Genomic DNA, 22,019 nt, shown 5'->3' with positions numbered 1-22,019 from the left:
GAGGAAGTAGCATGGAGCTGACAAACAAAGCGTTACTTGAGTTGACACAACTTACGCCGAAAGAGACATCTCAGACAGAAACAGCATCAACCCGCATCCACGATCAATCATTTACAATGCTCGTATCTAATATGTTCAAACAAATGGGTGAGACAGATGAGCAATTTAAACAGGCGATAAACGCCATAAGTAGTTTACCAGTAATCCCGAGGCATTGTTACAACTTCAAAGCTACCTTGGGGAGTACAGTAACTATGTTTCATTAATTAGCACACTGGCGCGTAAAGGGGTGGCCACAATAGAAACTCTGGAAAAAGCGCAATAATGTTTAGGAAATATGCAAAAGCGATGCTGGCCATGTTGCTCATGGCGTGTAATGAGAACCAACTGCTTGAAAATTTAACTCAGCAACAAGCAAACCAAGTAACGCGGAGCAAGCCAAGGTAATCTCACTGCAAGAACAGCGCCTCGAACAATCCTTGCGCATCATTAGCCAGGTGGTAAATGCGAAAGTCCACATCAGTTATCCGTTATTTAATAATGATACAGCAAATAAATTTACCACCGATCATGTTGGTGTGATCATTACTCATAAGGGCAATATTGATGAAAGTGTATTTATTTCACAGGTAAAGTCGCTGATAAAAAACAGTCTTAGTAATATTCGCTACGAAAATATTTCCGTTGTGCTCTTCTCCGCACCATCCATTCAATATGTTCCACCGACCAAAGTCTGTTCTGCCGAGTTCTCCGTTTGACAAGGAGCATTAATGCTAGTTTTGCTCATCGCACTCATGGTCGGGATTTATTTCATCACAAGGATAATGCGTCGTTCATCACGTAGTAGCGCCGCAATGGCAACAACACCAGATAAGGAGCCGCCGGCATGAGCATTTGCCATGAACAGCTCTTTCGTATTCTGTATCATCCATTAGCCTACACCCACCGCTCTCATCTGCCGCAAACCTGGCAAGCTGATGAGCGAACCTGTGAGCCATTACTGAATTACTGGCTTCATAGGCATTACCAACTTACCGATCTACCAACGTCCTGGAGAACATCAGACACAGTGGTGACAGCGGTAATGCAGCAGTGGTATCGCATGCTGAACATTGCGCATTTGTTAGGTGGCTACCTATTCAAATCAGCAATGTCAGCTCAAAGCTTAACGCTATTTTCTGATCCACAACTGCGTACTTTTATTGCATTGCCAATGGCACACCTTGTGGAAATTCCCCCACAGAAGCCAGGAAAGCCTACTACGCAGGCCTTAGGTGCTGCTTTTATCCTGAGCCAATGCAATTCTTTACCGCTGGCGCTACAACAGCGATTTATGCTGCTGTTCTCCACCGACATCGTTCTCCCAAAGATACGCGCGCCTCGTGCCCCCGAACATATCAACTTATTCAATATGGCCATTCACTATGCGAACTGTTTCTCTGGCAGAGTTGCCTGAAGATTGCCGCAATCTTGTACTTATCAAATCCGATACTCGCAAACGGCTGTGCCGTTCACAGGATGCCATTGAGCATACGTTACGCCGTTGTCAGGAGATTCATGATGAGCAAAAGCGGGCGTCAGCAGAGGTAAAAAAGCAGCAAGAAAGAGAGGGTTTCTCCACCGGTTTTCAACTCTTCTTCACCACGATACTTTCCATGCTGAACGACTATGAAGCGCTACAACATGAGCGCTGGACAAAACAACGTCAACATTTACAAGAGGCGCTAACTCAAACTTTGCACGATCCGGTCATCGTTGAATACGCAATTATGCAATTAAAAGAGCACTGCAACTACAGTGACTCCATGACACTTATCTTACCCGATGCTCTGCCTGTACCTGATCTGATGCCGCACATAACGTACCTATCTACCCAAGAAAATCACATTACGCTGCAATGCGGTACACGTGCGTTACGCTTCCCCATTGAAGCTCCGTGCCAGCAGTGGATGGCGCAGGCTGATACTGCAACACAAGAACTCACGCTGCAACTGAATGCATTAACTCCCGCGACCCTACAAGACATTATAAAAATACTGCAACAGGCTATGTTAACTTTCACAAACACAGTTAAGGAGGAAGATGAATGATATCGCGCACTGATAGCAACAATATAGGTACCGTTCCAGTTAATGCGACTAAGACAGAAAATGATAACTTCGATGCCAAAGTGTTGCACTACCTTAAGGCAAATCACCCAGAGGGCAATCTACAAAGTATTCTGGAAAAGCTGAAAGCGCTCTCTCCGAACTCGCCGTTGACATTAATAACACTCAGTAACGCGATGAATGCTATCAATGCAAAAATGCGGGATGATCCCGCACATCAAGAATATGCTAATAAGATTCTCTACAAAAAAGCCATGCAACTTATAGGTACAAATATGTTTTACACAAATATGATGAATGAAATATTTTTCCCTACAGATGAGGAGAATATCAAACCGGAGAAATGGTAATAATAATCAATGCATTGGTTAATCGATAAAAAACTCGACAAACGTCACCGTTTAAAAGGTGGCAAGAAACGGTGGCTTAGCGTTGAGCCTCCCACTCCGACGACCGGGCTTCGCCATGCGGCTCTGTAACAACGGAATAGGTAGAAATAGTCGAACCTTTTGTGCAATACCATAAAAGGTAAACAGTAACGATACATACGACAACCAGTACAACATTTCTAAAACGTATATTTTTTTCTTTGGCCGGACACAAGGAGAAATAGCCAATGAATTGACAGAGATAGGTGTCAGATTGATCAATGAGATACGATCATAGACAAACTGCCCACACGAGGTGTCATATTGAGCCGTATAGATCGTTTCTACTTCAGAATGCGTGCTGAAGACATTCTCAACCACACACTCTTGAGGCTCATCAAAAGACGGAGTCACCCCAAAACGGTACCCCAGTTTGGGGATAGTCACGATGATTTGCTTATCTTTATCCTGCAAATTACGTCGCAGTGCACGAATCACCTGTGCGATACTTTGCGGTGTTACATAGCCCCCCTCCCATACACATGACAGAAAATCATCCTGAGATACAGGGTGAGGATACCTCTCGCAAAGCAAAGCCAAAACATCTGACTCCTTTTTCCTTAATTGATATAGGGTATCACCACAGCTTAATATCCTGAGCTTGGGGCTAAAAATGAAGCCAAGAAAGTAGATATTGCCATCATTCATTAAGCTAATGTTCATTTTCATATCCGCCTGATATTTATCTAACAAAGGAATCCACCATCAGGGAATTCTCGCAACAGACCATGGTGGCAGTGATTACCACTCCTCCTAAAATTTTAGCCACCAAGATTATCATCATTCATCCTTATGATAATCCATCATAAAAATGCACCTTGATTTGAACATGCAGCAACGAAAAAAAATATTTTATAAAAACGCGAATTGAAATAATAAAAACGATGTTTTAGTTTCTGACGCATTGCTTTTTCTCAATGTAATGCGTACATGATCATTGTAAATGCACGGAATTAAAAACTGTTTTAAACTATTAATAACATTGCATCCAATCGATGAGACAAATCATTTCCAGCATAAAAAAATGGCATTTAATAACCAAGTGTAACTATTATTTTCACTTTCTTAGAGAAAAGAAAATACTCGTCACAATAAAATATCAACAAAATGCCATTTCTAAAAACCGCTTGTTCTGAATGATCAATGCATGGAGAAGAATGACACCCAACACATTGAAATATCAGAAGCTCGTGACTAAGAAATCGCTAATCACATTACATTATTTCTACGTATTCCACTCAAAAGCATTGACCGAAATTCCTGCAAACAGACCAACGCTGGCCAATCTATTTCTCAACACTATGCTAGCATGTAAAAATCTTTACGCGCAAATAATAAACAAATAAAAACAAGAAAATACATATACAACAATAATTCTTAAAAGCGTGTTATTGCCCCCAAGCCAATGCATACTTCATCATGGACGGTTCAGAATACCTGTAATTTTGAAAAGCCAGCAGAGTCAATAAAAATAATAAAACACAATTTTAGTATGGCGCTTATTTCATTATGCTAGTTAGACATGCATATATAAGTCACTCGGTTTTTACAAGATATGATTCATTTATGATATGGCACTATAATCTTCCAGGCATACTTGCTCTTGCAAAAAAAAACGATTCTTGCAGGAATTCCTTGCCCTATACGCCATGCAGACCAATGATTGCGTCCAGGCAATCGCAACCAGGACGCAAACGTGGACTTATCCATGCCACCGGAAAGCCTTGTTGGTGATCTCTGACACGCCGGTAAAGGTCAAGCGCGTTTGCAATACGCCTGAGCCTGAATGGCTTGACCAACACTCTTCCTTAAGCGCATAGACATGGGATTTCCCACTATAGCCCACGCTGGCACTGGATAAGACCCCCGCAGAAATAGGATAATCAACATTACGCGTATCCCCTTGCGCGTTAACAATCTTGTGTTCGATGGTCAAAGGCGCCATGAGCCTCCTTTGACCGGCCAAATCAAAACGAGTGTTAGGTTGCACAAGCATATGGTGCGTTCTGCCGAAATAGCTCCCCTGACAAGCATCATCGTACTCTCCTGTGTTGGTAATGATACTGCGCAAGGTATGGGTCGTAGCCAAATGACTGCCAGCTATTTGCGTCGGTTTGGTTGGATTGACGCTTATCTCAGCAGTGGATGTTTTCCCTTGCAAAGCATCATTGCCATAAGCGATTACATCCACATGTATGCGTTTGCCGATATAACGCTCTTGCGGGCTGAAAACAGTTTCGACACTTCCCGTCGGCGAATCAATACGCCGATGCTCTAGCTTGCGGCCTCCTTCATCAAGTAAGTTTACTTCGACATAACGCGCTCTATCATACGGCGTGCTGCTGTTGACCGACCAGGTAACTCGCAGTTTATCCTCGGTGAAAACCGGAGCCCATACACGCCCCGATTCAACAAGAGAGCCATTATTCCCATATTTTACCCCCGACACGCTGGGTTTCGGCGCAGTGAACACCAGCACATCGTAAGTCCTGGTGCTCGTTGTATAAAACTCATTTTCCCGAATCGTTAGCCGAAGTTGAGTCTTGCCCTTTTTTAATCGCCCTGAAATTTGCCCTTGAGGAGTAATGGCAATGACCTCCTGGTCGCTTGAGCTCCAATCAAATTTTGCCTCTGTGGGCAGATTAGCCGGTTTCTGTAGCGTGAAAACGGCTTGATCGGTTGTGTTTACAACATCCGATGCAAAACGAACAGATACGTTTCCCTTACTTAGCAGGTATGGAACATTTACCGTCTCAGCGATAAATTGCTCCGTTTCCGGTGACCGGACAGCAATCATCGCACTGCCCGGCTTGATCGGACGGAGTCCCCCGCTATCCGTTACCTGAACCACCTGCTCACGCTCGCTCTGATACCTCAAGGGTAACGATGTGCCTACATCCGGATTCGTGAAAAGGCCTTGCACAGAGTGCGTGTCAATCTCTCCCCAGACAGCCTCAATCTGTTTCGTGCTGGCTTGTAGCCCAGGAGAGGCTTTCGCAATCTGAAGTCGATAGCTCGCACTTGCGGGATGGTATTCGGCGGTTTGCACCGTGATGGTCACTTGCCCCGCTTTGTGCAGCGTTATTTGCCCGGAGCTACCTGCAACCGATGCAATCGCAGGATCTGAGCTTGACCACATTTGTTGCAGATTATCAGGGACTCCTTTTACCGTCTGAGAGTGACGGAATTGGTGAGTAAACGTCACTTGCTGTAACGCATTGTCGAACCGTAACTCTGGCAGCACAGCACCTACAGAGAGAATCACCCCCTTGCCGATAGTTTTTCCCTCAACGATCGCCTTCAGGGACACTTTCCCCTTTGCCATTGATGTTGCTCTCGTCTGATAGGAACCATCGTTGTTATCACGCACCGGAGTAATCGCGAATCCAGGCAGTGAATCTGCACCATGAAACATCACGGTTTTACCCGAAATTGCATTACCATAGGCATCACGTAACATCACACTCAACAATGCCGCATCTTTGCCGTCTGAGCCAATCTCAGCTTTATCCGCTTGGAATAACGAAACATTGGGATCAATGGCTGCAGGGTCAATCGTAACATCGGGAGCCATTTTTCGGTTCTGATCGTTCAGATACGCCGTCATACGTAGCGTACCTGCCGTCTGGCTTTTCACGATGATATGAGCGACCCCGTTAGCATCCGTACTCGTAATGTGCCCCCACCTTCAACATTCCCCTCCTGCTGCCAGAATACCATCATGCCCGGTAGCGGATTGCCATTGTGGTCGACGATAGTTGCATTGTAAGTAACCCCAAGCAGATCTCCCGCAATCATCTGTGTCCGGTTGACACCCACTGCGCCAATCCTCCCCTGGCTGCCATCGCCGCTCACCACCAAACGTTCCGTAAAGCTGAGCGGCACCTCATTGACGCGCACAGAAAGCAACCGCTCTTGTGCTTGCGTCGAACTCACGTCAATCTGATAGCGTCCTTCGGGTAATTCTTTCGTTTCACCAAACACTATGCCGGGTTTGTCGCTAACAGGAACAACCCGCTGCCCTGTCAGCGGGTTATCGTGTTTGTCGCGTAATACCAATATCAAGACTGCTTTTTCTTTGCCTGCAACAATGGTAGTAGGATGAAGGCGCAAAGAAGAGCGCGCCTCTGATAACTCATCAGTCGTGAAGGTGATCATCTCCGTCATGCTCGGCGAAAGTGGGATCGATGCTGTTACAGCAACACCAAACGCCTGGCTGCTGGTTACGGATGTCACAGCCCTCCCCTCGCTGTCTGAAAGGCTCTGAACCTCGCTAAACCTGACCACACTGGTATCTCTGTTTGAAGACCAATCAACCTTCACACCCGGGACAGGGTTACCGTTAGTATCCCTAATCTGCGCACGAAAATGCACCGGCGATTGACCATCTGCGACATAAGGCCCTGCGGAAGGTAATAGACCAGGTGTGCAGTTTTGCGGTCGGGCTGAAAAACCAGCGTAACCTGATGAGCATCTGAACCATTGATATTTGCTGTCACAGTACTGTTGCCGGCACGGGTACTGGTCAGTGATACCCGCGCTTCTCCTTGGGCATCAGTGAGTACCGTGGAACTTATTGTTGCGCCATTGTCAGCCCGAAGGTGTATCTGCACATTAGAAACCCGATTCCCACCAGCATCCGTGGCAGTAACTTTGATGGCATTAGCCGCTTCACCGTTTGCTACGGCATTGTTCGCCTCCACCGCCAGACGGCTGATGGCTGATGGCTGCGCTGGCAGCATCAGCCGTCAATGTGACATGCGCCGCCGCGAGCGTGATATCGCGCGCGGAAGGCTCAATCGTAAACACCGTAGGCTGCGTGCTAGCCGTTAACGTCGCAGCGTATTCACCCGCAGACTGGCGTTGAAATGCAGACACGGTAGAGGCATCAGCACTGCGCTTCGTCCTTTTTGAGGTGACACTAATCTCTTCAAGATCCAGATCGACAGGATTTCCGCGCTGATCTCTTACCTTAAGCGTTAAGCGTTAAGCGTTAAGCGTTAAGCGCTGTTGCGCTTTACCATTGGCGGGTAGCGAAATATTTTCTGGTTCAAGGGTGCTGTTTAATGCGCTCGCTTCTGCTTGTAATACGGTCACCTGCGTCATCGCACTGCGAGAGATATTACCCTGTATATCCACCGCGACAGCATTCATGTTATAGGTATTTTCGCCGTGCGGACGAAAATGCGGAAGTTGGATGCTAAAACGATCTTTGCTCTCTTTGATAATATCCCCCCCCTGAGCCAGTAATGCGGGGGCAGACCAGTCAATGCGCGCCAGGGCATATTTGCTATTGACTGAGATGGGTAATGTCTTCTGTTCACCGCCATATCCCATAAGTAAAGACGGAGTAAACAGATGCAGAAGGTGCGATTTGCAATACTCCAACACAATCTGATTATTACGATCGACAAAATCAAAACGACTGCCAGAAACGCTACGCAGAGCAGCTACCTGACCAGGATCAACCTGCTGATGCCACGGTTCATTCCAGCGATAATTAAATTCCAGTCCCCATCGCATCTCATTCTCGCCTGATTTTCCCTGACGCTGCTCAGCATTCAGCGTCAAAAGCGGAAACGGTGTATAGCTGGTCCCTATCGTGAAAGCATAAGGATTACGTTGACGGTCATCTTTGCCAAACAGCGCCACCTCATCACCATAATATTGCTCATAGACCAGTTTACCGCCCAGCTGTGGCCAAACAGGCAAGTATCCTTCGGCGCGAATATCCCAGCCATTCGCGGGGCGAGCCTGATAATCAACAACATCTGGTGACGTTTTCCAACTGCTCATACGCAAGTAGCTATTGAGGCCAAATTTAAAAAAATCACGCCAATATTCCAGGCCGAAACCTATACGTGCATGGGAATGTGACAGGTCATAATCCAAAAAGGTATTCCCTCCCCAAAGATGGCCATTTAAGCCATAGCGCACGCCAAGCCCGAAATTCGCCTGAGGAGTATCATCATTATTATGTAAGCTTCCCTGCATAAAAATCAGCCGGTCTTTATGTTCCTGTAGGGGGTAAAGCACATCGAGTTGAGATCTCTTCAACGAAAAATCCCGATCTACGCCTAACTGAGCTCTGACAGATGCATGAGGACTTAGCCATTGCGTAATGGCCTCGCTGGCCCGTCCAGCCGCAATATCACGGGCTATATCAGCAGAGTCGGTCCGATGGCGGCCATTTAACCATCCTCCTGCCCGAGAAGCCCATTCCGCCACCGTCTGCTCATGGGCATCAGCGGATACAACCGTGGGGGCAGGCATCGCGAATGAACGGTAAGGTAAAAAAGTGCTGAAAATCGGAAGGCATGTCTGAATGGCTATATTTGCCCAAGCAAATAGTTTCAGACAGAGTGATATTTTTCTCTGGGAATGAATGTGCATGCTTTATTTACCGTAAAAAAATAAAAAACGAATCACAAAATCCAAAAAAATAGAAACATGGCCATCTGAAGTGAAAGCCTATTTATTCATCAAAAAACAATTTAAAAAAAATTAAAAAAACCAGAATACGACAATGCGGAATACGCCAAAAAAGAGACGAATAGGTTAATGCCACATCAGGAAGATAATTTCAACATACAACCTCATGGACTATCTTCCTAATTTCGATACATCTCTTCCTAAAAATAAAAAACAAGTACCTAAACAAAAATTCAACTCAAATAAAAGAAATAGATAAAAAGAAAATGCATATCATTTCAGTATGTTTTCACGTACTGACTTTCCCCTCTCTTTACCATCACGGCATCATCAGGTTACACACTTGGTAAACAGCATTTCCTCTTTGCAGGAATAATCAGTGCTATCATGGAGCTACATCTGTCTGAGATGCACCTTTGGCTGAATGACAAAGAGGGATTTCAACCGCAGCGGCCAGAGAGGCATACATCTGAGGTCTGACTAATGAGTACAGCGTCAACAGGTAGCGATGCCCCGTTTGCACGCTATTAGGATATGCGCCCGGTGGCGTAGCGATTTATTCTTCGAATTACAGCACATTGCCACCCAAACACGATCACCGTGATGCCAGCTTCCGTAGCTACATCGGTAATGAATATATGGGGCATAAATGGCAGTGCGTGGAGTTTGCCCGTCGTTTTTTATTCCTCAACTATGGCTCCGTTTTTACCGATGTCGGGATGGCCTATGAAATCTTCTCATTACGCTTTCTACGCCAAGTGGTTAACGACAACCGCCCCTTCAGGCTTTCGCCAACGGTTCCCCACGTCCTCCCGTGGCCAGTGCATTACTGATCTGGCAGAAAGGGGACGAGTTCAGGCACACGGGTCACGTAGCCGTAATTACCCAGTTGCTGGGCAATAAGGTCAGGATTGCTGAGCAGAACGTTCACCATACACCGTTACCGCCCGGCCAGCAGTGGACGCGAGAATTAACGCTGGAATTGAACGAGGGTCACTACACCATCAAAGATACCTTCAGCAATACCACCATCCTGGGTTGGATGATCCAAACCAGTAACACGGAGCACAGTCTGCCGCAACCGACTGTTCCACCAGTTGCATTAGCACTCGGCAGCGTTCGGATTGAAAACAAAGGGCAGTATGACGGCAAATGGCTCAATGAGGCAGATCCTTTGCTGCAGAACGCCTATGTACAGGCAAACGACCACAGAATCAATGCCGACCCCTACCGCTATTTCACCATGACGGAACGCGCCGAACAGGAACTGATCAAGGCGACCAACGAACTGCATTTAATGTATCTGCATACGACGGATAAGGTTTTAAAAGATGACGATCTGCTGGCGCTGTTTGATATTCCCAGAATCCTGTGGCCGTGCCTGCGACTCTCCTGGCAACGCCGACGTCATCATATGATCACCGGGCGACTGGATTTTTGTATGGATGAACGTGGCCTCAAGGTCTATGAATACAACGCCGATTCCGCATCATGCCACACCGAGGGCGGGTTGATTCTTGAGCAATGGCTGAAGCAGGGTAACATCACGGCGGGGTACAACCCCTCGGAAGACCTGCTTGATGAATTGTCCGGCGCCTGGCAGCACAGCCATGCCGCTCCCTTCGTTCACATCATGCAGGATAGAGATGTGGAAGAGAGCTATCACGCACAATTTATGCAACGTGCGCTAACGCAAGCAGGCTTTGACAGCAAAATCATCTACGGTCTGGATGAATTGGGCTGGGATAGCGCAGGACAACTGATTGACAGCGAACATCGCCCCGTTAACTGTGTGTGGAAAACCTGGGCATGGGAAACCGTGATTGAGCAGCTTCGTGAATGAAGTGAGCGATACCGAATATGCCGCGCTCCCGATTCGTACTGGCCATCCGCAAAACAAGGTGCGTCTTATTGACGTGCTGTTGCGCCCAGAAGTGCAAGTCTTTGAACCCCTGTGGACCATGATCCCCGGCAACAAAGCGATTCTACCTGTCTTGTGGTCGCTGTTTCCCCATCATCGCTACTTATTGGATACCGATTTCGTGGTGAATGATGAACTGGCGCAAACAGGTTATGCGGTAAAACCCATTTCAGGTCGTTGTGGCAATAACATCAACCTGATCAATCGGCACGATGAACTGCTGGGTCAAACCCATGGCCAGTTTGTTGACCGAAAAAACATCTATCAGCAGCTCTGGTGTCTGCCGAAGGTGGATGGAAAGTATCTTCAGGTTTGTACCTTTACCATCGGAGGCAGTTATGGCGGCGCTTGTTTACGTGGCGATGACACCCTGGTGATAAAAAAGGAAAGTGATATCGAACCGCGTATTGTTCTGTCAGCAGAGGATATCCGACTGAGTCAATAATACGTAAAAAAGAGGGATGCTGCGCTTCGCGGCATTCCTCTCATTCATCAATGCAATATCAAAGGCAATCTTCAGAGATATTAATAAACTTATCGTTATAAATGATAAACTTGCTCCCATTTTTCTTTAAATAGGCATCGCGTAGTACGTCCCCTGGCCGCAAATAAAAAGTACGCCCTTCATCCTTCGTCGCTTGACAGTTGGGTTTGACAATAAACTTGAAAAAGGTATTCCCCACGTTTTTTAATACCCCGTTGCCTTTGTCAAATGCCCATTCAAAATGTATTTTCTTTGGTCGAACAACAAAGATGGCATCAATCACCACAATCGGCTCAAGCGTAATGGATGATCCAGAATCTCTCTTGGCATTAATCGCTTTGGCAGGAATTTCCCGAAACGAGATGCGATAATACCGCTCTTTATCGTCGAGAGGTCCGTTATAGAAGAATTTAAAATAATCGCCTTCTCCCTTTTGCAATGTCAGCGTTTTCGGCGAATAAAGCACTTCCCCATCAGCAGGGCGCGTGCGAATCTCTTTTTCTCCAGGCCGGTCTATACCAATGACAGAAACCGTATAGATTCGAGCCGAATCGTTGTTATTCAGCAATCGCTTAGCCGTAAAGGCGCCATCTTGTGGCAAAGAAAAGGTAAGATTGCCAATGTAAACCGCATGAGCCGTATGTGGGCCGTAAAAAACGGTCAAGGCAACAATCAAACAAAGATATCTAATTAACGTTACGCCAGGTTGCTTGCACATGAATTTCTCCAGAGGCACTCACCTCGCCAAACCACCCCTCATTATTCACCGTTCTCTGCGAGATCGGGTTATTCATCGGGATAGAAAACTTTACCGTTGATTTATTCAGCAGGCCAACATCTCCGGAGCCATCGCTCCAAGGCGTACTGAGCCATAACGCATCGGTCATGTTACGCCAGTTGCCGTCACACCCCACATCGTAGGATGTCACAGTCCCCGACCTGGAGGTAAAGGCCAGCGATGCAGGGAAAGGCACCTGCGTCACACCGTCCGGTGAAGAGAAAATACAATAGGGTCGACCAGCAATCGTTCGCGTGGGCCCGTTAACTTTAATCAACACTTCATCAGCAGCGGTTTTCCCACTGGTTGTGACAATATAGCCAAATTCCAGCGCCGGGCTATCACTGGCTACCTTGCCTTCTTTTGACGGCGCGAAGTCATAATCATCAGAAATAATACTGATGCTGAAATCCCGTGGCTTGATAATCAGCCTGTTTGACGTTGAGAATTCATACCAACCAGATTCTGGGGACGTCGTATTGTAAAATCTGAAATTAAACAAATCGCTACCGTTAGTATCACTAACACCCAAAAAAACCATCTTCTTGAACAGATTACTGGAGAAGAAGACATAAATAGAATCTGAAGATTTCATTTGATTAAAGGTAAAGTAATAACTGATCCCACTCACTGGCCGCCAGGTATTCCCATCAAGGCTGAACTGCATATCGTATAACGTAATACCAGCAGAAAGTGCAGCATGGTTTATCGACGGAAAAACATGGATTGACTCATTACTTACCCCATTGCTGGCCAGAGTATAGTTAACCATTTTACAGCTAACCCCAGTTAAAGCACCGATGGTTTGAATGCGGCAATGAGAATTTCCCTCACCAAGCGTCGGCCGACCATCACTATTAATAAACACTTCTGCCAGCGCATTGGTATTAATCAGTTTCAGATGTGCGCCTTTGGTATGTGTCACATTGCGCGTGTACCAATAACCTGAAGCCTGATCTTTACAACGCGCTCCCGTGTTTGCATCATAAGATATAGACGTCATGCAGGAATTTATCGTCGTGGTGAAACTGCCCCCCACCGGCACTTGCTGCAAATAGTGATAAAATGAATCCGACATCATGCCATGCATCCATTTTTGATCACCGCTCGGCACCGTTACACCGTAAAAACCTTTCGTGTCGGTTGTTTGCGGTAAAATCAGGCTGGTATTCAAGTTACAGCCATTATACCAACTGATACAACGCAACCCCTGCAGCGGGTTTGATACCGGTGGGTTATCCAGCCACATATCAAATTTCCAGTTAGCGTATAACCCCGTATTACAACCATTATCGATATAGCCAAGGCTTTGTTGAACATAACCGCCCGCCCCGGTAGATTTCAACCCGGTCCAGCGGTTTACGCCCGTCATACGCGGATCCAATCCTCTAGCAGGGGTCACAAAAAAGTTATCATCCGCGTTGTTTTCAACAAAAACATATTGCATCGCGGGCGCATCAGGCCAGTTGGTTTTTGTCACGGCTGCGTTCGCTGATACCGCAAATATCAGCGCGCTGAAAGCACTGAGTAAGACCAATCCATTACCCTTCATGGTGTTCTCCAGATGACAATTGCTGGCATAGCTACTCAGCCCGGTACAAATCACATCGCCAACCCATACGGCACCCCTGGCGTTGCTCAGATCCAGTTCCGCTTCACAGCGCTGGTTATTGCCATAGCTGTAGTCGATAACGGGATATTTTTTATCAACATCAATAACAAATTCGCCGTTCTCATCCGTGCTCGTACGGCCAATATGGTTATTAATGCGCGCATTGGCTAACAATGTGCCATCCTCTGCGCGAATGCGACCGAATACAGTAACTCGCTGTTTCACTTCAGGTTCAATTACCGCTACGTTGCCAGGATAAAGCGTCAGTTGCCGCTTGCGACCCGTTACAATGTCGTAGCTATCAATCGCGTCCTTACTGTTCTGAATTTCTATTTCATAACGGCTATAAGGCGAAAGTGGCAAATAGTTGCGTTTCCCATCTAATTGGAAGGTTCGCCCATTCACTTTCGCACTCAACTTGCCATCATTAGCCACATCTGTTTTGAAGATAATGCCTGCGTTTCCATCGGTGCGTCCGCTTGCAGCCAGTTGACTTCCCTGCCAGCCGACATTCCCTTTCGCTGTCAGGTTGGTATTCACATAGCCATCAGCGCTACTGTTAACATTCAGTGTTCCCGCAGAGTATTTGGTATCAAACTGCGTGTAGGCTCCCCCACTCAGCGATTTATCATCTCCCGTGTCTCCCGAGATCGCTCTGGAAATATTGGCACCCACGGTGCGGATCGCACCATCATTAAATTGCTTACGAGCAGACAGGTTTGCCATGGTATAACCGTTCTGATGCATCGTACCGGCGCTAAACCAATTTCCCAGTGGCATGGAAAAATCCAGCGCGATATACCTGCCGGTATTGCTGTTACTACCACTGTATCCATTACTGCTTCCATTGTTGCTATAACCGTTGCTGTAGCCATTCTGATAACGCTGGATCCCCATACGCAGCCCCAACGTTCCCCCTGGTGCCGCTGTATAACATCTGGCTGTAATCCAGATTGTAATAATTACTGTTATTATGCCTGTCGTTATTATAGCTAACATTCAGTACGCCCAGTTTTGACCACAGCACATTCATATTGAGCGTACCGCCAATCGCGCGGTTATCGGCATCGTTACGGCGCAAATCATCACCAATGGAGGCTTTTTCCATATTGATCCATAAGGAACTGAATCCACCGGGCAGCGCAGCAGTAACGTTGCCAATGCTGCTCACTGAACTGTCATTGGCCACCATTTGCTGTACGTTGGCGCTGATTGATTCAGTAATCGGTACAGAAACTCGACCTTCACCAATCAGAGCGCTGTCGTAGCCATACCCGGTTGCAGACCAATTGGTCAGGCCTGCGGATCCCGACAATGATCCCCCCCCGAGCAGGTAGGTATCTTTTGCTGACTTGGTTTTTTTACCGCTCTCGTACCAGCGCTCCATATGCATACTGCCGCCCCACATTTGCCAGCCCAATGGTGCGCCAGTCGCTCGACCACGCGTAAACAACTTATTCACGCGCTCGACACGCCGACTGACCATCCGGCCATTGATGACAACGGCGACATCCACATCATAAATACCGTATGGCAGCCCACGCGTATCCACTTCATGACTGCCCATGCCAAAGTTCTGAACACTTAGCAGACGGCCTTCGCGGGAAATATGCACCTCGCTCGCAGCAGACATGAAGACGATGATCGGCGTAGCCGATTGCGAATTGTCAAACACGGTCGAACTTGCCGCATTTCCCCAGGACGCACCGTAAATCTTGCCAGAAGAGAGAGCAGTCATCGGCCCGAGCGACTGGAGATTCCAGGTATCAAGCATCCCGGCAGCAAAGCGATATCCGCCAAAATCACGCTCATACATCGCTTTATACATCGTACTGTCTCGATTGCTGGTGCCCATTCCATAAAATGCACCATCGAGCACCATGTGATGCTCACGTAATGCCGTGACATTATTCAGTGAAAGATAACTCGACGTATTATCGCCACCGTTACGCATCTGGTTGTTGTACACACCCAGGTTGTAATTCAGGGTGCTGCTGACCGTATCGACGCTGGCGTTGCCAATATCTTCGCTACGCGGGCGCAATAGCGTCCCGAGTGCTTCTTGTCGAACCACCAATTGCAAAATCAATTGTTTCAAATTGAATTTCAGCCACGCATCATTAGCAATTTTTATTTCCAGGTTCTCATTAAAAGGCGCATCGGTTAAAGACGCTAATGCGTTACGTGTTTTTTCATTCACAGTGGCATTGTCATCTTTTTCCTCGAGATGTACTAATTTGACTTTCACATTATCACCGTCCAACCAGATAACCGCATTACCGATACGTTGATCGTTCTGCATTTCTGCACTGCCATCCAGATGAATAAATAACGGTATGCTCATTCCGTCTTGCAGTGCATTACGGAAAGCCTGGGGGATCATTGCACCACCAATCTATTGAACGGTTTTCTGCGCCGCCTGTACGTCAAACGCAACAGAAAATAACACCATCATAGATATTACAATTTTTTTGGTTTCGAAATTTATTTGCAATTTGTACATAGTATTAATTCTGTCTGGCGCATTTATTATTTAACGGAAACGAATTTTTCAGCCTGCCACATAGCGACGCAGCCTTTTTTATCCTCAGTATTGACTCGAGAAAAAGCACGTGATTTTCCCGGCATAAGATAATAGTTTTCCTTACACTCCTTGCCATCGGTAGATTTCAGACATGGGCCGTAGGCAAAATTACTCGTAACGTTGCATTCCCGGTATTAGTTATTTTTCCATTCGCGTAGTGGTAGTCAAAGGTCACTTTCCTTGGGGCAACAACCAGGATCGTGCCAATTCGGGCCGAGGCAGTCGCGACAGCACTCTTGTTTGACGACCCACTCTGCGCATCGCTCAGTGCCTGATCAAACCAGATAATCCGGTAATAACGTTCTTTATCATCATTGGAGCCCTGATAGAAAAAGCGGACAACGCCACTATTTTGCGCCGGCAGCAGTAAGCTCGCAGGGGTGAGCAACAGCTCATCTTTCCTTTCCATTGGAATAATCGTGCCGTCTTCAAGCGGGGAAGATAGTCTTTCCACTTTGACATTAACCAGGTGACCATCATTCGTCGTATTTTTAATTTCTTTGCTGAGCGTTGTACTATTGCTGTGAATAAAGGAGGTAATATCTCCCACGTCTAATACCAAAGCGGGTGCAATATTCACCAAGAATAAACTAATAATGAAAATAACAGGCTTCATGATTCTTCCGTCTTTCACATTGAATAAAGGCGGGTTACCCCGCCCTTTTTCTCACTGAGAAAACTTAGCTGGTCCAGGTTGCATCGAACTGAACGCTAACATCGCCGCTCCAAATCCCTTCCGGCAGCATGCTGTAATCAGCAACAGGCGTGGTGCCATCGCTCGTACCTCTAATAATGGCAAAGGTGAATGCATCTTGTGCCGTAGTGCGGCCGGTCTGGTTATAGCCGTTGGACAGCGCACTCAGATTTCCACCGAAAACACCGTTAGCGGTATCGATCAGCACAGTATCAGTCATTTTTTCAATGGCTGTGCCGTTATAATCGACCCCTACATTCAGCGTGGAACCCGACGAATCCAATTGAGTCAGGGTATTGTTGACCAGGCGAGACGCAAGTTTAAAGGACGTCGCGCTGGTGTCGCCTTCTACCGCAACATCAAACAGCCCTTTAGCCGTTTACGCCCTCTGCATATTGAAATGCGAGACTGCCGAGCGGCGTGACAACCAGCTTGCTGGTGGTGTCTTTTTTAGCCGTTGCTGACCAGGTCGCCATCGCTTGGGCTGTCACATCAGCGGCCTGTGCCGCACTCATATTAATAACCGCAGCTGCCAAGGCGAACATCATAATATTTTTTTCATTCTTAAATCCTTAAGATTATTACTGCTTATTTTTGATATAAAGAAAACAAACGTCTACTGCATTTTATAAAATGCAGTAGTTATCGATTAAAAAATTAATTTCTCAATAAGCTAAACCTCATTACAACGTTCCTAAAAAGACCCATCTCTAAAAAGACTCATCTTAAAAAAGACAGCCCTGAAAACACATTGTCAATTTCGTATAGCAAAAAAACCATGCCAGATCTTCATATTCTATGACAATGCTATATTTAAAACTCAACTTTAAGTCAACTTCATGGCAGTTAAGCTAAAATCACACGCAACATCATCATTGGGAAGCATACTGCCCAATGATTGAAATGGTGTTTTTTAAGCGTGCAAAAAATTTTCTCCGTAATGTTTCTTTCATAAACATGAATTATGACTATGAAATAAAACATCAACCAGAAAAAATTAAATTTTAAAATTGAAAAGCATAAAACAATCTAATACCCAATTTTCTTTCAATGGAGTACTTGATGTTATATAGCCTTTTACTGTCTATTTGTAATTTTCCTGCGATCTCTTTCAACGAAAACCCATTAAGCACCAGAAATAAAACAGAGACTTCCTTTTCTGTCATCTTCCCACGAGCTTTTGTTGCATTCATCTTTCTCAAATAGATTTTATCTATTGACTTCAAGATACTCGCATAACCATCACTGGTGTATAAGACTGAAAAAATCCTATCATCCTGCTTTTTCCAATAGGCAGCCAAAGGCTCCATTAACTTGTCAGAAACAAGGACCAAACGCAACCCAGAATGCGCGAGGTAATCCAGCCAACGGGCATTGGTGAAAATTCTTATATTCGCCAATGAGAAGTCGACAGAAACAAACCCGCCACCCATGTAGTTATATTTGCTATTAGCAACAACATCGATTAACCCGATGCTTAGATAATAGTTACTTTCAGGCCATACACAGAACTGCTCTTTGATGCAATTAATTGTTCTTAAAGAAGGAAAAGGTAGTAATTCACACCGAAACTGACAACTGACACAATTCAAACCATTAAATATTTTTGTAGTTTTTCCATTCATCGATCGCTTTTCCGAATTGTCGTACCCGTTACCTCTCTATAAAGTTACCAGACCATAACAATTAGTTCGTATTTTATGCAAACAGAAAAATATAGCAATACCTTTTTACTTTTACCCCAAAAAACAAAAGATTAATTTTCCTAAGAACAAATTATACACATAATAATAGATTATATATAAAAAGTTACAAATCAACGTCATAAGAAAAATAAAATCTTCACCCGGAAATTAAAATAAGAAAACTCCACCATTCATTAAGAATTTTCCATATTAATTGACAAGACTGCACCAAAATAGACACTGCAAAAAAACAACATTTTTTAATTATGAGCGTTTCTTAATACACGAGGAGATAAAAATCTGTTATCACACATTCAATAACGGCCTAAATTGACAATACTTTAGCAGTAGCAAATCCAACAGTTTTTACCTGCCATACTCGAAACAAACCATGCGTATTTATAATCGCAGGTACCCGTCGCATTCTTATCGCGGTACTGTGTACACGTGCCCACGGCTTGCAGCTTGTTCACATAAACTTACGAACCGCTTCGCGCACGCAGATGTTAGCGCCAGAATCCGATACATTTCCCGCTAGCGCTTTGGTAACGTTCTAGATAACAAACCTCTGTGGGTGAATCCTTGCGAGGGGAAGTGGTAAGATATGCGCTATCTTGGATTAGAAATGTTGCTGGCAGGGTCTTTCGGTTTAATCAGATGCTTGCAGCATGAGTGGCTCGTCCATTGAATCCCCAATAGTTAAAAATGAGTAAAACAGAGATGAATGAACCTATCGACAAGGATTTCACCGACCATACGCCCATGATGCAACAGTATTTCAGGCTAAAGGCGCAGCATCCTGACATCCTGCTGTTTTATCGTATGGGCGATTTTTATGAGTTATTTTACGATGACGCCAAGCGTGCGTCACAGCTGTTGGATATTTCACTAACCAAACGCGGCGCTTCTGCGGGGGAGCCCATCCCTATGGCTGGTGTTCCGCATCATGCGGTTGAAAACTACCTGGCGAAGCTGGTGCAGCAAGGTGAGTCTGTTGCCATTTGCGAACAAATTGGCGATCCCACCACCAGCAAAGGGCCGGTTGAACGCAAAGTGGTGCGTATTGTTACCCCTGGTACCATCAGCGATGAAGCGCTGTTACAGGAAAAACAGGACAACCTGTTAGCGGCCATCTGGCAAGATGGCCGCGGTTTTGGCTACGCGACATTGGATATCAGCTCCGGGCGTTTCCGCGTCATGGAGCCAGTTGATGAAGAAACCATGGCGGCAGAACTGCAACGTACCAATCCTGCTGAGTTGCTCTATCCGGAATCCTTTGGTGCGTCTCATTTAATTGAACACCGCCATGGATTACGTCGCCGTCCACTGTGGGAATTTGAGTTGGAAACGGCGCGTCAGCAGCTAAATATGCAATTTGGTACACGCGATCTGATAGGCTTCGGCGTTGAACAGGCTAAGCTGGCCCTGCGTGCCGCTGGTTGCCTGTTGCAGTACGCGAAAGATACACAGCGGACCTCACTGCCACATATCCGCAGCATCACCATGGAACGCCAGCAAGACGGCATCATTATGGATGCCGCCACCCGTCATAATCTGGAACTCACGCAAAATCTGGCAAGTGGCGTCGAAAATACACTTGCCGCCATTCTGGATTGCACCGTGACCCCCATGGGCAGCCGCATGCTGAAACGCTGGCTGCACATGCCAACCCGCGATACACAAGCGCTAATTCAACGCCAGCACACCATCGGTGCATTGCAGCCGCTGGCCGCTGAACTCCAGCCCCTGCTACGTCAAATTGGTGATTTGGAGCGCATACTGGCGCGCCTGGCGTTACGTACCGCCCGACCGCGCGATCTGGCTCGGATGCGCCATGCGTTTCATCAATACCCGGCCATTCATGCGCTGTTGGCAGAAAGCAGCGAAAACTATGTACAACAGCTTTCTCAGCATATTCATCAATTTGATGAGCTGCGTGAACTGCTGGAGCGCGCAGTGGTAGAAGCCCCACCGGTGCTGGTGCGCGATGGGGGTGTCATCGCCAGCGGGTATAACGCCGAGCTGGATGAATGGCGCGCACTGGCAGACGGCGCCAGCGACTACCTCGATCGCCTGGAAGTGCGCGAACGGGAAAAATTAGGGCTGGATACCCTAAAAGTCGGGTTTAACGGGGTGCACGGTTACTATATTCAGGTGAGCCGTGGGCAGAGCCATCTGGTCCCCATCCACTATGTGCGCCGCCAAACATTGAAGAATGCAGAACGCTACATTATTCCTGAGTTAAAAGAGTACGAAGACAAGGTGCTCACCTCCAAAGGTAAAGCGCTGGCGCTGGAAAAAGCGCTGTACGACGAACTCTTTGATAAGTTGCTGCCGCACCTGGAAGCTCTGCAACAAAGTGCCGCAGCATTGGCGGAGCTCGATGTCCTCACTAATCTGGCTGAACGCGCCGAGACTTTGAACTACGTTTGCCCAACGCTCAGCGAGCAACCGGGTTTAAAAATTGAAGGGGGTCGCCATCCGGTAGTGGAACAAGTGTTGAGCGAGCCGTTTATTGCCAACCCGCTGTCGCTCTCACCGCAGCGTCGTATGCTGATCGTCACCGGCCCTAACATGGGCGGTAAGAGCACCTACATGCGGCAGGCGGCGCTGATCGTACTGATGGCATACATCGGCAGTTTTGTGCCTGCCGATAAGGCCATCATTGGCCCGGTTGATCGCATATTCACACGTATTGGTGCTGCAGACAATCTTGCCTCTGGGCGTTCCACGTTTATGGTGGAGATGACAGAGACAGCCAACATTCTGCACAATGCCACCGCCAACAGTCTGATATTGATGGATGAGATTGGACGCGGCACCTCTACCTATGATGGATTGTCACTGGCCTGGGCCTGCGCGGAAAACCTGGCGCAACGTATTAAAGCCATGACGCTGTTCGCAACCCATTATTTTGAATTAACCACTTTACCGGAAAAAATGGAAGGCGTAGCTAACGTGTATCTGGATGCGTTGGAGCACGGTGACACGATTGCGTTTATGCACAGCGTTCAAGAAGGGGCAGCCAGCAAGAGTTACGGTCTTGCCGTTGCTGCGCTGGCGGGCGTACCTAAAGAGGTGATTAAACGTGCGCGACAAAAACTCAAAGAGCTGGAGTCACTTTCCAATCATGCTTCTGCCAGTCACGTTGATGGCGCACAATTGGCGCTGTTAACCAGCGAAGAACCGTCTCCGGCTGTTGAAGCATTAGAAGCACTCGACCCTGATACACTCACACCGCGTCGGGCGTTAGAATGGCTCTATAAACTGAAAGCAATGGTATAACACTTGAT

15 protein-coding genes and 6 pseudogenes are annotated in these 22,019 nt (G+C 46.6%); 8 read left to right on the top strand and 13 right to left on the bottom strand.

The features are described 5' to 3' along the window. The first annotated feature begins 11 nt into the window (after nucleotides 1–11). From ACMZI0_RS17795 to ACMZI0_RS17770, 6 genes and pseudogenes are all read left to right on the top strand, one after another. Nucleotides 12–266 carry a hypothetical protein gene (locus tag ACMZI0_RS17795; protein ID WP_415673994.1) on the top strand — a complete coding sequence of 85 codons (255 nt, stop codon included), beginning with the start codon at nucleotides 12–14 and terminating at the stop codon, nucleotides 264–266. After that, complete coding sequence (sctI, locus tag ACMZI0_RS17790) at nucleotides 215–325, top strand: type III secretion system inner rod subunit SctI (protein ID WP_415673945.1); 111 nt, start codon at nucleotides 215–217, stop codon at nucleotides 323–325. Before ACMZI0_RS17795 ends, sctI begins: the two co-directional genes overlap by 52 nt. Nucleotides 326–425: 100 nt before the next feature. Next, nucleotides 426–731, top strand: a pseudogene (locus ACMZI0_RS17785) (EscJ/YscJ/HrcJ family type III secretion inner membrane ring protein); the annotation flags it as partial. A 155-nt stretch (nucleotides 732–886) separates the two neighbouring features. Continuing rightward, nucleotides 887–1,456, top strand: a complete 570-nt coding sequence (locus tag ACMZI0_RS17780) for a hypothetical protein (RefSeq protein ID WP_415673944.1) — start codon at nucleotides 887–889, stop codon at nucleotides 1,454–1,456. Beyond that, nucleotides 1,425–2,090, top strand: a complete 666-nt coding sequence (locus tag ACMZI0_RS17775; protein ID WP_415673943.1) for a type III secretion protein — start codon at nucleotides 1,425–1,427, stop codon at nucleotides 2,088–2,090. Before ACMZI0_RS17780 ends, ACMZI0_RS17775 begins: the two co-directional genes overlap by 32 nt. Next, complete coding sequence (locus tag ACMZI0_RS17770; RefSeq protein WP_415673942.1) at nucleotides 2,087–2,458, top strand: hypothetical protein; 372 nt, start codon at nucleotides 2,087–2,089, stop codon at nucleotides 2,456–2,458. Before ACMZI0_RS17775 ends, ACMZI0_RS17770 begins: the two co-directional genes overlap by 4 nt. 51 nt (nucleotides 2,459–2,509) lie before the next feature. Here ACMZI0_RS17770 and ACMZI0_RS17765 read toward each other — a convergent pair whose 3' ends face one another. The 6 genes and pseudogenes from ACMZI0_RS17765 to ACMZI0_RS17740 form a co-directional block, all read right to left on the bottom strand. Continuing rightward, complete coding sequence (locus tag ACMZI0_RS17765) at nucleotides 2,510–3,229, bottom strand: winged helix-turn-helix domain-containing protein (RefSeq protein WP_415673941.1); 720 nt, start codon at nucleotides 3,227–3,229, stop codon at nucleotides 2,510–2,512. Nucleotides 3,230–4,238: 1,009 nt separating this feature from the next. Then, on the bottom strand, nucleotides 4,239–6,143 hold the full coding sequence (locus ACMZI0_RS17760; protein ID WP_415673940.1) for an Ig-like domain-containing protein: 1,905 nt from the start codon (nucleotides 6,141–6,143) through the stop codon (nucleotides 4,239–4,241). A gap of 26 nt (nucleotides 6,144–6,169) precedes the next feature. Then, nucleotides 6,170–6,910 (bottom strand): Ig-like domain-containing protein, encoded by a 741-nt coding sequence (locus tag ACMZI0_RS17755; RefSeq protein WP_415673939.1) that lies wholly within the window; start codon nucleotides 6,908–6,910, stop codon nucleotides 6,170–6,172. After that, nucleotides 6,856–7,278 (bottom strand): Ig-like domain-containing protein, encoded by a 423-nt coding sequence (locus ACMZI0_RS17750; RefSeq protein WP_415673938.1) that lies wholly within the window; start codon nucleotides 7,276–7,278, stop codon nucleotides 6,856–6,858. The genes ACMZI0_RS17755 and ACMZI0_RS17750 overlap by 55 nt, the downstream gene beginning before the upstream one ends. Continuing rightward, nucleotides 7,208–7,507: pseudogene (locus tag ACMZI0_RS17745) on the bottom strand (hypothetical protein); the annotation flags it as partial. The pseudogene ACMZI0_RS17745 and the gene ACMZI0_RS17750, both read right to left, overlap by 71 nt. 15 nt (nucleotides 7,508–7,522) lie before the next feature. Next, complete coding sequence (locus ACMZI0_RS17740; RefSeq protein WP_415673937.1) at nucleotides 7,523–8,809, bottom strand: inverse autotransporter beta domain-containing protein; 1,287 nt, start codon at nucleotides 8,807–8,809, stop codon at nucleotides 7,523–7,525. A gap of 642 nt (nucleotides 8,810–9,451) precedes the next feature. Between ACMZI0_RS17740 and gss the strand changes: the two are divergent. Then, nucleotides 9,452–11,334: pseudogene (gss, locus tag ACMZI0_RS17735) on the top strand (bifunctional glutathionylspermidine amidase/synthase). A gap of 58 nt (nucleotides 11,335–11,392) precedes the next feature. On the opposite strand, the gene ACMZI0_RS17730 reads toward gss, so the two are convergent. From ACMZI0_RS17730 to ACMZI0_RS17700, 7 genes and pseudogenes are all read right to left on the bottom strand, one after another. Next, nucleotides 11,393–12,091, bottom strand: coding sequence for a hypothetical protein (locus ACMZI0_RS17730; RefSeq protein WP_415673936.1), 699 nt, complete (start codon nucleotides 12,089–12,091; stop codon nucleotides 11,393–11,395). Next, nucleotides 12,060–13,703: a fimbrial adhesin EcpD gene (gene ecpD / locus ACMZI0_RS17725; RefSeq protein ID WP_415673989.1), complete on the bottom strand. Its 1,644-nt coding sequence runs from the start codon at nucleotides 13,701–13,703 to the stop codon at nucleotides 12,060–12,062. Before ecpD ends, ACMZI0_RS17730 begins: the two co-directional genes overlap by 32 nt. A gap of 102 nt (nucleotides 13,704–13,805) precedes the next feature. Further along, nucleotides 13,806–14,489 (bottom strand): annotated as a pseudogene (locus ACMZI0_RS17720) (CS1-pili formation C-terminal domain-containing protein); the annotation flags it as partial. Between the two features lie 127 nt (nucleotides 14,490–14,616). Then, nucleotides 14,617–16,146, bottom strand: a complete 1,530-nt coding sequence (locus tag ACMZI0_RS17715; protein ID WP_415673935.1) for a TcfC E-set like domain-containing protein — start codon at nucleotides 16,144–16,146, stop codon at nucleotides 14,617–14,619. Nucleotides 16,147–16,292: 146 nt separating this feature from the next. After that, nucleotides 16,293–16,963 (bottom strand): annotated as a pseudogene (locus ACMZI0_RS17710) (hypothetical protein). A gap of 64 nt (nucleotides 16,964–17,027) precedes the next feature. Then, nucleotides 17,028–17,589: pseudogene (ecpA, locus tag ACMZI0_RS17705) on the bottom strand (common pilus major fimbrillin subunit EcpA). Nucleotides 17,590–18,045: 456 nt separating this feature from the next. Further along, a complete protein-coding gene (locus tag ACMZI0_RS17700) occupies nucleotides 18,046–18,666 on the bottom strand; it encodes a hypothetical protein (protein WP_415673934.1) in 621 nt (206 codons plus the stop codon). 780 nt (nucleotides 18,667–19,446) lie between these two features. Between ACMZI0_RS17700 and mutS the strand changes: the two genes are divergently transcribed. Further along, entirely contained in the window at nucleotides 19,447–22,011 is a 2,565-nt protein-coding gene (mutS, locus tag ACMZI0_RS17695) for a DNA mismatch repair protein MutS (protein ID WP_415673933.1), read from the top strand. The last annotated feature ends 8 nt before the right edge of the window (nucleotides 22,012–22,019 follow it).

It is taken from the genome of Symbiopectobacterium sp. (assembly GCF_047692315.1).
Taxonomy (GTDB): Bacteria; Pseudomonadota; Gammaproteobacteria; order Enterobacterales; family Enterobacteriaceae; genus Symbiopectobacterium.
The sequence above is the reverse complement of the archived record's forward strand: the minus strand, read 5'-3'. Positions and strand labels throughout refer to the sequence as shown.

Coding starts and splice junctions, on each gene's coding strand:
- ACMZI0_RS17715 (WP_415673935.1), bottom strand. CDS start 16,146: ATGATCCCCCAGGCTTTCCGTAATGCACTGCAAGACGGAATGAGCATA.
- ACMZI0_RS17700 (WP_415673934.1), bottom strand. CDS start 18,666: ATGAATGGAAAAACTACAAAAATATTTAATGGTTTGAATTGTGTCAGT.
- ACMZI0_RS17780 (WP_415673944.1), top strand. CDS start 887: ATGAGCATTTGCCATGAACAGCTCTTTCGTATTCTGTATCATCCATTA.
- ACMZI0_RS17730 (WP_415673936.1), bottom strand. CDS start 12,091: ATGTGCAAGCAACCTGGCGTAACGTTAATTAGATATCTTTGTTTGATT.
- mutS (WP_415673933.1), top strand. CDS start 19,447: ATGAATGAACCTATCGACAAGGATTTCACCGACCATACGCCCATGATG.
- ACMZI0_RS17770 (WP_415673942.1), top strand. CDS start 2,087: ATGATATCGCGCACTGATAGCAACAATATAGGTACCGTTCCAGTTAAT.
- ACMZI0_RS17795 (WP_415673994.1), top strand. CDS start 12: ATGGAGCTGACAAACAAAGCGTTACTTGAGTTGACACAACTTACGCCG.
- ACMZI0_RS17760 (WP_415673940.1), bottom strand. CDS start 6,143: ATGACGGCGTATCTGAACGATCAGAACCGAAAAATGGCTCCCGATGTT.
- ecpD (WP_415673989.1), bottom strand. CDS start 13,703: ATGAAGGGTAATGGATTGGTCTTACTCAGTGCTTTCAGCGCGCTGATA.
- ACMZI0_RS17775 (WP_415673943.1), top strand. CDS start 1,425: ATGCGAACTGTTTCTCTGGCAGAGTTGCCTGAAGATTGCCGCAATCTT.
- ACMZI0_RS17750 (WP_415673938.1), bottom strand. CDS start 7,278: ATGCTGCCAGCGCAGCCATCAGCCATCAGCCGTCTGGCGGTGGAGGCG.
- ACMZI0_RS17740 (WP_415673937.1), bottom strand. CDS start 8,809: ATGCCTGCCCCCACGGTTGTATCCGCTGATGCCCATGAGCAGACGGTG.